11 protein-coding genes and 1 pseudogene are annotated in these 12,404 nt (G+C 64.1%); 10 read left to right on the top strand and 2 right to left on the bottom strand.

The features are described from left to right. Nucleotides 1-198 precede the first annotated feature (198 nt). From ndk to DT603_RS01210, 10 genes and pseudogenes are all read left to right on the top strand, one after another. A complete protein-coding gene (ndk, locus tag DT603_RS01255; protein WP_162348032.1) occupies nucleotides 199-624 on the top strand; it encodes a nucleoside-diphosphate kinase in 426 nt (141 codons plus the stop codon). Between the two features lie 9 nt (nucleotides 625-633). Beyond that, nucleotides 634-1,788, top strand: coding sequence for a dual-specificity RNA methyltransferase RlmN (gene rlmN / locus DT603_RS01250; protein WP_162348031.1), 1,155 nt, complete (start codon nucleotides 634-636; stop codon nucleotides 1,786-1,788). Between the two features lie 7 nt (nucleotides 1,789-1,795). Next, complete coding sequence (pilW, locus tag DT603_RS01245; protein WP_425500923.1) at nucleotides 1,796-2,581, top strand: type IV pilus biogenesis/stability protein PilW; 786 nt, start codon at nucleotides 1,796-1,798, stop codon at nucleotides 2,579-2,581. 7 nt (nucleotides 2,582-2,588) lie between these two features. Next, nucleotides 2,589-3,428 (top strand): helix-turn-helix domain-containing protein, encoded by an 840-nt coding sequence (locus DT603_RS01240; RefSeq protein ID WP_162348029.1) that lies wholly within the window; start codon nucleotides 2,589-2,591, stop codon nucleotides 3,426-3,428. Nucleotides 3,429-3,506: 78 nt separating this feature from the next. Beyond that, nucleotides 3,507-4,139 (top strand): YfgM family protein, encoded by a 633-nt coding sequence (locus DT603_RS01235; RefSeq protein ID WP_162348028.1) that lies wholly within the window; start codon nucleotides 3,507-3,509, stop codon nucleotides 4,137-4,139. Further along, nucleotides 4,139-5,320: an outer membrane protein assembly factor BamB gene (bamB, locus tag DT603_RS01230; protein ID WP_162348027.1), complete on the top strand. Its 1,182-nt coding sequence runs from the start codon at nucleotides 4,139-4,141 to the stop codon at nucleotides 5,318-5,320. Before DT603_RS01235 ends, bamB begins: the two co-directional genes overlap by 1 nt. Before the next feature lie 160 nt (nucleotides 5,321-5,480). Further along, nucleotides 5,481-6,881, top strand: a complete 1,401-nt coding sequence (gene der / locus DT603_RS01225; RefSeq protein WP_162348026.1) for a ribosome biogenesis GTPase Der — start codon at nucleotides 5,481-5,483, stop codon at nucleotides 6,879-6,881. A gap of 61 nt (nucleotides 6,882-6,942) precedes the next feature. Beyond that, nucleotides 6,943-8,160, top strand: a complete 1,218-nt coding sequence (locus tag DT603_RS01220) for a molybdopterin molybdotransferase MoeA (RefSeq protein ID WP_162348025.1) — start codon at nucleotides 6,943-6,945, stop codon at nucleotides 8,158-8,160. Between the two features lie 16 nt (nucleotides 8,161-8,176). Further along, nucleotides 8,177-9,337: pseudogene (moeB, locus tag DT603_RS01215) on the top strand (molybdopterin-synthase adenylyltransferase MoeB); the annotation flags it as partial. A gap of 102 nt (nucleotides 9,338-9,439) precedes the next feature. Beyond that, the gene (locus DT603_RS01210) at nucleotides 9,440-11,296 is read left to right on the top strand and encodes a monovalent cation:proton antiporter-2 (CPA2) family protein (RefSeq protein ID WP_162348023.1); all 1,857 of its coding nucleotides are present in this window, start codon (nucleotides 9,440-9,442) and stop codon (nucleotides 11,294-11,296) included. Here DT603_RS01210 and DT603_RS01205 read toward each other — a convergent pair. Both DT603_RS01205 and DT603_RS01200 read right to left on the bottom strand, forming a co-directional pair. Next, nucleotides 11,293-12,066: an alpha/beta hydrolase gene (locus DT603_RS01205; protein WP_162348022.1), complete on the bottom strand. Its 774-nt coding sequence runs from the start codon at nucleotides 12,064-12,066 to the stop codon at nucleotides 11,293-11,295. The two genes, DT603_RS01210 and DT603_RS01205, sit on opposite strands and share 4 nt — an antisense overlap. A 1-nt stretch (nucleotide 12,067) precedes the next feature. Beyond that, the gene (locus tag DT603_RS01200) at nucleotides 12,068-12,364 is read right to left on the bottom strand and encodes a DUF1244 domain-containing protein (protein ID WP_162348021.1); all 297 of its coding nucleotides are present in this window, start codon (nucleotides 12,362-12,364) and stop codon (nucleotides 12,068-12,070) included. Nucleotides 12,365-12,404 lie beyond the last annotated feature (40 nt).

Raw genomic sequence — 12,404 nt, 5'->3', positions numbered from 1 at the left:
AATCAAACGCTTGTTTGATTCTCTGCCCATTGCCGGCACAAGTCATGCTGCAGTGCGCCATGAGCCGTATGGAGCGGCTGCAAAGTGTCGGCCGATACGTTAGAATTGCGCTACGCAATTTAGTCTAAGCCCGCGTTTCGACGCGGGTTTTTCATGTTAACCTCGGGTCCGTAGTGGCCCACCCAACGGAGAATATCCATGGCGCTGGAGCGCACCCTGTCAATCGTCAAGCCCGATGCCGTCGCCAAGAATGTCATTGGCGAGATCTATTCGCGTTTCGAAAAGGCCGGCCTGAAGGTCGTGGCCGCCAAGTACAAGCAGCTGTCGCGCCGTGAAGCCGAGGGCTTCTACGCCGTGCATCGCGAACGCCCGTTCTTCAGCGCGCTGGTCGACTTCATGATCTCCGGTCCGGTGATGATCCAGGCACTGGAAGGCGAGAATGCCGTTGCCCTGCATCGTGACCTGCTGGGTGCAACGAATCCGAAGGATGCGGCAGCAGGCACGATCCGCGCCGACTTCGCCGATTCGATCGACGCCAATGCCGCCCATGGTTCGGACTCAGTTGAAAACGCAGCCAACGAAATTGCGTATTTCTTCGCCGCGACCGAAGTGGTCTCGCGCTGAGTTGATGCCGTGAACGAGGTCGTCAAGAAACAGAATCTGCTCGACCTCGATCGCGAGGGGCTGGAGCGCTTTTTCGCTGACACGCTTGGCGAACAGCGTTACCGCGCCCACCAGGTGATGAAGTGGATCCATCATCGTCATGTCACCGATTTCGATGCCATGACCGACCTCGGCAAGGCGCTGCGCGCAAAGCTGCAGGAGCATGCCGAGGTGGTGGTTCCGCAGATCCAGTTCGAAAAACCGTCCACCGATGGCACCCACAAATGGCTGCTGGGCATGGATGGCAAGAACGCCATCGAAGCCGTGTTCATTCCTGACAAGGGACGCGGCACCCTGTGCGTGTCCTCGCAGGTCGGTTGCGCGTTGAATTGCCAGTTCTGCTCAACCGCGACCCAGGGCTTCAACCGCAATCTTTCCACGGCCGAGATCATCGGCCAGGTCTGGGTGGCTGCGTGCCACCTGGGCAACGTGCCGCACCTGCAGCGCAAGCTCACCAACGTGGTGATGATGGGCATGGGCGAGCCACTCATGAATTTCGATAACGTCGTGCGCGCCATGAGCGTGATGCGCGATGACCTGGGCTACGGGCTGGCCAACAAGCGCGTGACGCTTTCCACCGCCGGCATGGTGCCTATGATCGACCGGCTTTCGGTCGAGTCCGATGTGTCCCTGGCGGTCTCGCTGCATGCCGCCAACGACGAGTTGCGTACCGAACTGGTGCCCTTGAACAAGAAGTACCCAATCGCCGAGCTCATGGCGGCCTGCGCGCGCTACGTGCAGGCCAGCAAGAAGCGCGATTCGGTGACGTTCGAATACACCATGATGCGAGGCATCAACGACCAGCCGCAGCACGCACGCGAATTGGCACGGCTGATGCGCCAGTTCGACAATACTGTGCAGTCCAGGGATGCAGGCAAGGTCAACCTTATTCCGTTCAATCCTTTCCCCGGCACGCGCTACGAGCGCAGTACCGATGCCGACATCCGCGCCTTCCAGAAGATCCTGCTGGATTCGCAGGTGCTGACGATGGTTCGGCGCACGCGTGGCGACGACATAGATGCGGCTTGTGGCCAGTTGAAGGGGCAGGTGGTGGATCGGACCCGTCGCCAGGCCGAGTTCAAGCTGCACCTGCAATCACAGGGGATCGATGATGCGGCTGCTTGACGTCGCCGTGCTGGCATTTCTGCTGGCTGGCGCAACCTCGGGGTGCTCGCGGCTGACCTTCGTGAAGCCATCCTCGAAGATGATCCGGGTGTCCGAGCAGAAGTCCGAGTACAGCGTTGCCGACAGTGCAGCCACCAAGCAGCGGTTGAAGGTGCAGGACCGGCTTGCACTGGCCAGCCAGCGCTTGCGCAGCGGCGATCTGGTCACCGCCGAGCGTGAAGCCAAGGCGGCTTTGAAGGCCGAGCCCGGTTCGGCTGACGCCTATTCTTTGCTGGCCGTGATCATGGACTCCCAGGGCAAGACCGCGGAGGCGGGCGGCTACTACAAGCGCGCCGCAGAACTCGCCCCCGCCAACGGCGGCGCTTTGAACAATTACGGCGCCTGGCTGTGCACCAATGGGGCGCCGGCCGAGGCCCTGGTCTGGTTTGACCGGGCAATCAAGGATCCACGCTATGCGACACCAGCCTCCGCGCTTGCCAATGCAGGAGGCTGTGCCTTGAAGGTGGGCCAGTACCAGCGCGCCGAGCGGGACTTGCGCAGTGCCCTGGCCCTCGACCCGTCCAACGGCTATGCGCTGGCGTCGATGGCCCAAAGCGAATACCACGCCGGTCGATATTTTGAAGCGAGGGCGTTCACAGAACGCAGATTGGCTGCTGCACCTGCCAATCCGGCCGTGCTACAACTGGCATCCGATGTAGAAGAAAGACTGGGCGACAAGGCTGCCGCCAGTCGATATGTTCAGCGGTTGAGGGCGGAGTTCCCTGACTCGGTACCGCGAACCCCGGGGAAATGACGAAGCCATGAATGATCCAATACGGTCTGACCTGCATGCCGCGGGTCAATATGCGCAGGGCTGCGGGGCGGCACTACGGAGCGCGCGCGAAAAAGCGGGCCTCAGTCTTGAAGACGCCGGTAGCCAGCTGAAGATGCCCGCGCGCGTGCTGCAGGCGATTGAAGAAGAGAATTGGCAGAAGCTGGGCGCGACCGTATTCGTCCGTGGGCAATTGCGCAGTTATTCCAAGCTGCTGAAAGTCGATATCGAGCCGTACATGGAACAGGCCTTGCTGCAGCCGGTCCGGCCGGCGGAGCTTGTAAGCCACAGCCACACCCCGCGATACAGGCGGATCATGGATAGTGTGGCGCGTCGCGCCGTCTACGTGGTCATAACCGCTGCCATTGCCATCCCCGTATGGGTGGCCACGCAGTCGCATGTGGACGGCAATCGGTCCGGCACCACCGCCTCACTGGACGAGGTTCCGGTCGCGGCCGGCGCACCGAATGGAATTGCGTACAGCAATGCGCAGGTTGCCGCCAGCCGCCCCGCGCCCACTGCCCCGTATGTCGCGTCGCTCACGCCCATGCCGCGTGCCATCGGCCAGGCCCTGAAGTTGCGCGTGCTGGGTGACAGCTGGGTGCAGGTGATTGCGCCCGATGGAACCAGCATTGAAAAAGGTCTGCTTAAAGCGGGGGAAGAGCGCACTTTCCGCAATGGAGAAGTTGGGCGCGTGATTCTGGGCAATGCGGCTGCGGTCGAGGTTCAGCATGCGGGTAGTACGTTGGACCTGACCCCGTACATGCGAGCCAACGTGGCGCGCTTTGCGGTATCCTCTCAGGGTTCCATCGCACCGGTCGCTGATTGACCGCCGCGGCGTGGAATCCGCAGAAACATTCCGTCCAACCCGAATACGAAATGCTCCGGATACGGGGCGAGAGCACGCATGGCGATCGACGATCTGCTCGACGAGCACGAACAAAGCGAGCGCGTCCGCAATTGGCTCAAGAACAACGGCGCTGGTCTGGTCGGTGGCGTAGCCTTGGGACTCGCGGTTATTTTCGGCTGGCAGTGGTGGCAGAAGCACCAGCTCCAGCAGGCCGACCAGGCCAACCAGAATTACCAAGCGGCACTGGATAGCCTGTCCACAGGCGACGTGAAAAAGGCGCAGGCCGAAGTCGCCAAGTTGAAGGGCGGGGACGCCTACATGGACCTCGCTGCCTTGCAGCTGGCCAAGGCCCAGGTGGAGGCCGACCAGGCAGGCGCAGCGATTGTGACCTTGCGCGGCATCAAGGCCGATCCATCGCTTAAGCCGTTGGTCGACCTGCGCCTGGCCCGGTTGCTGCTCGATACGGGCAAGCCCGATGAGGCCCTGAAGGTATTGGGCGACGCTGCGGGCAGTGCGGCACTTGAAGCGCGCGGCGACGCGTTGCTGGCTTCCGGCAAGCGGGACCAGGCTCGCGACAGTTACCTGAAAGCATTGACCAGCATGGACGTCGCCGCTCCGCAACGTCGGCTGGTCGAGCTGAAACTTACCGACGCAGGCGGCACGCCGCCCAAGCCGGCCAAGCCCATCTGATGAGGTCGGTCTTCATGTTGAAACGAATTGTCGCGATCGTTGCCTTGGCAGCGCTCCTTTCTGGTTGCAGCACGGTCAAGGGCTGGTTCGGCAAGGGCAAGGACGATGGCAAGCCGAGCGAGCCGGCCGCGCTGGTCGATTTCACGCCGACCGCCAACGTCTCCAAGCTCTGGAGTGCCAATGCGGGCAAGGGCGAGGACAGCCTCGGCATAGGCCAGGGTCCTGCGGTAGCCGATGGCCGCGTGTACGCCGCTGCAGTCAAGGGTGGCGTGCGCGCCTTCGATCTGCAAACTGGCAAGACAGTGTGGGAATACAAGTCGGATGCGCGCCTTTCCGGTGGCCCCGGTGCCGGAGACGGGCTGGTGGTGGTTGGCACGCTGGACGGCAAGGTCATTGCCCTCGATGCCTCCAATGGCACGGAGAAGTGGCAGGCCAAGGTTTCCAATGAGGTCATTGCCGCACCTGTCATCGGCCAGGGCCTGGTCTTCGTGCGATCCAACGATGGCCGGGTGTCGGCATTCGATGCCGCCTCCGGAGAGCGCAAGTGGTTTTCCACCCACGACCTGCCCAGCCTGACCGTTCGCGGCAATGCGCCGGTCACCTTGGGCCCGGGCGTTGTGTTCGTTGGTAACGACGACGGCACGGTCTCGGCCATGGGCTCCACCGACGGCCGGCCGTTGTGGAACCAGGTGGTCGGCGTTCCGGACGGACGCACCGAACTCGAGCGCATGGCGGATGTCGATGGGCCTGTCGTGCTTGATAACACCACGGTCTATGCGACCAGTTACAAGAAGCAGACCATCGCGGTTGACGGGCCCAGTGGTCGTCCCCTCTGGGCGCAGGACCATGGCGGCGTGGGCGGCCTGGGTGTGGCTTCCGGGAGCGTGCTGGTTGCCGATCCTGCTGGCACGGTGTGGGCGCTGGACAAGGCCTCGGGCAATTCACTCTGGTCAAATCCCTCCTTTGCGCGTCGTTCGCTGACCGCACCCACCGTGCAGGGTGACTACGCGGTAGTGGGTGATTTCGATGGCTACCTGCACTGGCTGCGTCTGGACAATGGGCAGGAAGCTGCCCGTGCACGCGTCGGCGGCAAGGCGCTGCGTGCCAAGCCGGTGGTGGCCGACGGCATCCTGCTCGTGCAGAACGTCAACGGCGAACTGAGCGCTTTCCGCCTGCAATAAGGCCGGTATTGCCTGCTCCATGATTGCCAGACAGCGCACTCCGGTGCGCTGTCTGTTTTTGCCGGTGCCCATGCCGCCCTGTCGAATAGGGGATAATCGGGGCCCGGAAGGCCTGTGATACAGGCTGCCCGCTTTCCATCTTCTTTTCCGGCTTCCTCATATGCTTCCCCTCGTTGCACTGGTCGGCCGCCCCAACGTGGGCAAATCGACGCTCTTCAATGCGCTGACGCGCACTCGCGATGCGCTGGTCCATGACCAGCCCGGCGTGACCCGTGACCGCAATTACGGCATCTGCCGCCTGGACGAGGACAACCCGTTCATGCTGGTCGACACCGGCGGCATCGCCGGCGATGAAGAGGGACTGGCCGGTGCCACCGCCCGCCAGGCGCGTGCCGCCGCCGAGGAGGCCGACCTGGTCCTGTTCATCGTCGATGGCCGCGAAGGCGCCTCGACCCTGGATGACGACATCCTGTCCTGGCTACGCAAATCCTCGCGGCCCACGCTGCTGGTCATCAACAAGATCGACGGGCTGGAGGAATCCACCGCCATCTCGGAGTTCTCGCGCTACGGTTTCAGCGACGTCATCACCGTGTCCGCTGCCCACCGCCAGGGCATCGACGACCTGCTGGAGGAAGTGCAGGCCCGTTTGCCGGAAGAGGGCACCACCGAGGTCCTGGACAACGATCCGGCGCGGGTGCGAATCGCCTTCGTCGGCCGCCCCAACGTGGGCAAGTCCACCTTGTTCAACCGCTTGCTGGGCGAGGAACGCATGATCGCCTCGGAAGTGCCGGGCACCACGCGGGATTCGATCTCGGTGGACATGGAGCGTGACGGCCGCCAGTACCGGCTGGTCGATACCGCCGGCCTGCGTCGCAAGTCCAAGGTCGAGGAAGCGGTCGAGATATTCAGCATCATCAAGACCCTGCAGTCGATCGAGCAATGCCAGGTCGCGGTGCTGATGCTGGACGCCACCGAAGGCGTGACCGACCAGGACGCGACCGTGCTCGGCGCCATCCTCGACGCGGGCCGCGCGCTCGTGGTTGCGGTCAACAAGTGGGATGGGCTGGAAACCTACCAGCGCGAGCAGACCGAAGCATTGCTGTCGCGCAAGCTGAATTTCGTGGAATGGGCGGAAAACGTGCGCATTTCGGCGAAGCATGGCTCGGGCCTGCGTGAACTTTTCCAGGCCATCCATCGCGCGCATGCGTCTGCGACCACCGAACATGGCACCAGTGAAGTCACCAAGGCCATCGAGGTCGCCTACGAGACCAACCCGCCGCCGGCAGTGCGCGGCAATGCGCCCAAGTTGCGCTTCGCGCATCCGGCCGGGCTGAACCCGCCGACCTTCGTCGTCCATGGCACGCGCCTCAAGAACCTGCCCGAATCGTACAAGCGCTACCTGGAAAATTTCTTCCGCAAGCGTTTCAAGATGGTCGGCACCCCGGTGCGCTTCATCTTCAAGGATTCGGTGAATCCCTACGAAGGCAAGAAGAACGTGCTGACCGACAAGCAGGTGGCCAAGAAGCGCCGCCTGATCCGGCACGTCAAGCGCGGCAAGTGAGCCGGGCTGCGCGGATTCGATGAGCCGCTTCAGATGAGCCGGTCCCGATGAGCCGATCCCGATGAGCGTGTTCGCCACCCGCATCGGCTACGCGGACGCGCTGGAAATCGTCCGGCGCGTAGCGGTAGAGCACAGGTTGCCGACCGAGCTCGTCGCTGTCCGACGTGCCGACGGACGCATCCTTGCGCAGGACGTGGTTGCTTCGATTGACCTGCCTCCCTTCGACAACAGCCGCATGGACGGCTTCGCCCTGCGCCATTACGACCTGGCGGTGGAAGGCGAGACGCACCTGCGGCTGGTCGCCGAGCAGTTCGCCGGGATCGCGCTTGACCTGGTGCTGCAACCCGGTGAGTGCGCAAGGATCACAACCGGCGCGCCATTGCCTGCCGGCGCCGATACGGTGGTCATCAAGGAAGACGCCAGCGAGCACGACGGCCGGGTGTCGGTGCCGCCAGGTGTTCGTGCCGGCGCCCATCTTGGCCATGCGGGCGAGGATGTGCGCACGGGTGAGGTGGTGTTGAATGCGGGCTCTCCGCTTTCGCCGGCCCGCGCCAGCCTGGCCGCCGCGCTGGGGATAGCGGAACTCGAAGTCGCGCAGCGCCCGACGGTGGCGGTGTTCACCACCGGCGATGAACTGGTGGAGCCGGGCCTGCCGCTGTTGCCCGGCCAGATCTACAACAGCAACCGCGAGCTGCTGATGGGGCTGTTGCGCGCCGAGGGTCTGGAGCCGGTGGCTTGGCCGACCCTGCCGGATGATCCGGCACGGATGGAATCGGTCTTGCGTGATGCCGCTACCGCCTTCGACGTGGTGCTGACCTGCGGTGGCGTTTCGGCGGGGGAGAAGGACCATGTGCCGCTCCTGCTTGAGCGCCACGGCCAGGTCCACTTCTGGAAGGTCAGGATGAAACCGGGCATGCCGGTTTTGCTGGGCGGACTGGACCGCGCGCTGTTCCTGGGACTGCCCGGCAATCCGGTTTCGGTACTGGCGACCTTTCTTGCCCTGGGCCGTCCATTGCTGGATGCCCTGCAGGGCAGGAGCGAAGTGCGCGCAAGGCGTTTTGCCAGGCTGACGACGCACTGGGATAAATCGAACGAGCGTTTCGAATTCCTGCGCGGTCGCCTGCAGCATGGCGACGACGGCGTGCTCGGCGTCGCGCCGAATCCTGCGGATGCCTCGCACCGTTTGCGCGCAGCCACGGATAGCGATGCACTGGTCCTGCTGGAAGAAGGCCGGCGCGCGTATCCGGTAGGCAGCGTCGTCGAAGTGATCGCTTACTGACCCGTGGCGCGAACGGCGCGATAATCAGGTCATGCAAATCATCGAAATAACCCCCGCCCAGGCCCGCCGGCAGCAGTCGCAAGGCGCGGTGCTGGTGGACGTGCGCGAAACGCACGAGCGCATGGGCGGACAGGCTGAAGGTGCACTTGGCATCGCCAAGGCGTTACTGGAAGCCGATCCCGCCATGCACCTGCCAAGGCATGATGTCGAAGTAATGCTGATATGCCAGGGTGGGGCACGCTCGCTGCAGGCGGCGCAGGCGTTGGTTGCCGCGGGCTACTCCAATGTTGCCTCGGTCGCCGGCGGCACGACCCGGTGGATGGCCGAGGGGTTGCCGGTCTCACACCCGCAGCTGGACCCTTCCGATGCCGATTTCTTCGACCGCTACTCGCGCCAGCTTCGCCTGCCGGAAGTGGGTGTGGAAGGGCAGCGCAGGCTGGAGTCTTCGCGGGTATTGATGATCGGCGCAGGCGGGTTGGGTTCCCCGTCCGCTTTCTACCTGGCGGCCGCCGGGGTGGGGCATCTGCGCATAGCCGACAATGACGTGGTGGATCGCAGCAATCTGCACCGCCAGATCCTGCACACCGAAGCGAGCATCGGCGAGCGCAAGGTGACCTCCGCGAAGGAAACCCTGTCGGCCCTGAACCCGCGGACGCAGGTCGAGGCGGTTGCCGAGCGCGTGACCCGCGCGAACGTGGAGCGACTGCTGGAGGGCGTGGACGTGGTCGTCGATGGCGCCGACAACTTCCCCGTGCGCTATCTGTTGAACGATGCCTGCGTGAAGCTCGGCATACCCCTGGTGTACGGGGCGGTACAGCGCTTCGAAGGCCAGGTCAGCGTATTCGACGCCGGTCGCCATCGCGGCGGCATGCCGTGTTATCGCTGCCTATTTCCCGAGCCGCCCGCGCCCGAATTTGCCCCGAATTGCGCCGAAGCCGGCGTGCTGGGCGTGTTGCCAGGCGTTATCGGCCTGCTGCAGGCCACCGAGGCGGTCAAGCTGCTGCTGGGCATGGGCGAACCGCTGTCCGGCCGCCTGCTGCATTTCGACGCGTTGGCGATGCGCTTTCGGGAAATCCGCCTGCGGCCTGACCCGGACTGCGTGGTATGCGCGCCGGGCACTCCGTTTCCCGGGTATATCGACTATCCGGCGTTCTGCGGGGCCGGCTCGGGCGCATAACGGGGGCCGGTTGCCTGCGAACCTGCTTCGACGCGATGCCAAGGGTCGGCATCAGCGCGCCCGGCGGTTAACCTGTAGGCCTCTGCCTGCCGGGAACGCATTTTGGCTACCGAAGTCGTATCAAGTGACCTGATCAAGGTCGTGGCGTTGCTCGGAGCGGCAGTGGTCGTGGTGCCGGTTTTCCGGCGACTCGGGCTGGGCTCGGTGCTGGGATATCTTGCCGCTGGCCTGATCATCGGCCCGTTCGGCTTCGGCTGGTTTTCCGACCCGCAATCGATCCTTCACGTGGCCGAACTGGGCGTGGTCATGTTCCTGTTCGTGATCGGCCTGGAGATGCAGCCCTCGCATCTGTGGAGCCTGCGTCGGCAGATCTTCGGGCTGGGGACTCTGCAGATCCTCGCCTGCACCATAGCGCTGACCGGGGTGGGCCTGGCGTTCGGATTCAGCCTGGCCGTGTCGTTCATCGGCGCCGCCGGGTTCGTGCTGACCTCCACGGCCATCGTCATGCAGCTGCTTGGGGAACGTGGCGACATCGCCTTGCCGCGCGGCCAGAAGATCGTCTCGATCCTCTTGTTCGAGGACCTGCTGATCGTGCCCTTGCTGGCGCTGGTGGCTTTCATGTCGCCGGTGGTGCCGGACCACGCCGACGGCTCGCGCTGGCTCAGCGTCGGCATTGGCGTGGCCAGTCTTGCCGGCCTGATCGCCGCCGGCATCTGGCTTCTCAATCCACTGTTCCGGATCCTCGCTGCTGCCAAGGCCCGCGAGGTGATGACGGCGGCCGCATTGCTGGTAGTGCTGGGTTCGGCCTTGCTGATGCAGGTTGGCGGCCTGTCGATGGCGATGGGAGCGTTCCTGGCCGGCGTGCTGTTGTCCGAGTCCACGTTCCGGCACCAGATCGAGGCCGATATCGAGCCCTTCCGCGGCATACTGCTGGGGCTGTTCTTCCTCAGCGTGGGCATGTCGCTGGACCTGTCAGTGGTGGCTGGCAACTGGAAACTGATCCTGTCCGGTGTGCTGGCGATGATGGCGGCCAAGGCCGCGTGCATCTACGTGGTGGCGCGAATGACCCGCAGCACCCACGTGGACGCGCTGGATCGGGCGATCCTGATGGCCCAGGGCGGCGAGTTCGCCTTCGTGCTGTTCTCCGCCGCGGCCGCCGCGCGCGTGATCGATGCGCGCGTCAATGCGAACCTCACCGCCATCGTGGTGCTGTCGATGGTACTGACTCCGCTGTTCGTGATCCTGCTCAAACGCCTGAGCCCGAAGAGGCAGGAATCGTTTGAAGGCATCGAGAAAGCCGACGGCCTGAGCGGCAGCGTGCTGATCATCGGATTCGGCCGCTTCGGCCAGGTCATGAGCCAGTCGCTGCTCGCGCGCGACGTGGACGTGACCATCATCGATACCGATATCGAGATGATCCGCAGCGCCGAGGAATTCGGTTTCAAGATCTACTACGGCGACGGCACCCGCCTGGACGTGCTGCATTCGTCCGGCGCGGACAAGGCCCGCGCGATCGCGGTATGCATCGACGACCGCGTGGCGGCCAACCGCATCGTGGAACTGGCCAAGGCCGAATTCCCGCAGGCGCGGTTGCTGGTGCGTTCCTACGACCGCGAACATTCCCTGCAGCTGATCAACGCCGGTGTGGACTACCAGATCCGCGAGACCTTCGAATCGGCGGTGAATTTCGGCGCCGCCGCGCTGGTGGAGTTGGGAGTTTCCGAAGACGATGCGGCGCGCATCGCCACCGAGATCCGCCGCCGCGATGCCGAGCGCTTCGAGCTGGAGATGGCCGGTGGCGGCCTCGCGGCCGGGGCAGGGATGATGCACACCAATACCGGACCCAGGGTCGCGCCAAAACCGACGCCATTCACCACGCCCAGGCGCGAAGGCCAGGCTCTGAGCGAAGAGACCGCCGAGGTGATCAGGAGTCCGGATCTGGACAATCGGGCGGGTTAGCGGAGGAACTCGCGCAGTGTTTCGTCGTAGTGCGGGTCGCTCGAAATATCGTTGTGATCGGCAGCTGGAAAATCGACCACCTCAGCGGGAATGGCCAACGAGGCAAGCAGACGGTCCGTGTTGCCGGGTGGAATGACCTGGTCGCGGCCGGCACGCACGATCAGCAACGGGCCGCGATAGCGTTGCAGGTAGCGGTGCGAGGGATAGGTGTCACTGAGCAGCCAGCGCACAGGCAGCCAGCGGTAATGTGCCTGGGCGACGTTGGCCAGGCTGTCGAAGGGCGTGACCAGGACCAGTTTTTCCACCGCCCGTTCTGACGCCACGTAGCTGGCTACGCCACTGCCCAGGCTGCGGCCGATCACTGCGATGTTCCCTTGCGGATGCTGGCCGCGTATCGCGTCATACAAGGCCAGCGCATCGCCGAAGAGGGCCGCTTCGGTCGGCTGGCCTTCGCTTGCGCCATAGCCGCGATAGGACAGCAGATAAACGGTCCGGTCCGGGAAAAGACGGGTGAAATCCTGTCGCGAGGATTCCACGCGTTCGGCGTTGCCGCCGAAATAGATCAAGGCTCCGGCCTTACCGGGATTGAGCTTCCATCCGCGAAGCTTCACTCCGCCGCGGACGAGGCTGAAATCGGTGGCCTGGATCGGAACCGTGGTGGCGCCGGGGTAATAGATCAGGTCTCGCTGCCTGAAATAGAGCAGCGCGCAGATGGCCGCGTATCCAAGCAGCGTCAGGGCCAGGGTGGTGGCGAGCAGCTTGTGGAGCATTTCAGTCGTGGCGCCGCTGGACTTCGGCGAAGGCGGCCAATTGTTCCGGCGTGGCGTCCTTCTGGAATTTCGCCTTCCATTCGGCGAACGGCATGCCGTAGACCCGTTCCCTGGCTTCGTCCTTGCTCATTGGTTGGCCTCCGGCCTCTGCCGCCTCGCGATACCAGTCGGACAGGCAATTGCGGCAGAAGCCGGCCAGGATCATGAGGTCGATGTTCTGCACGTCGCTGCGCTCGACGTTGAGGTGCTGCAACAGCCGGCGGAAGGCGGCGGCTTCGAATTCGGTGGTGTCGGCCATGGCGTAATCGGGGACAATGGGGACTGCCGACTCTACACCG

The organism is Pseudoxanthomonas gei, assembly GCF_010119615.1.
Lineage (GTDB): Bacteria > Pseudomonadota > Gammaproteobacteria > Xanthomonadales > Xanthomonadaceae > Pseudoxanthomonas_A > Pseudoxanthomonas_A gei.
This window is presented reverse-complemented; position numbering and strand designations above follow the sequence as displayed.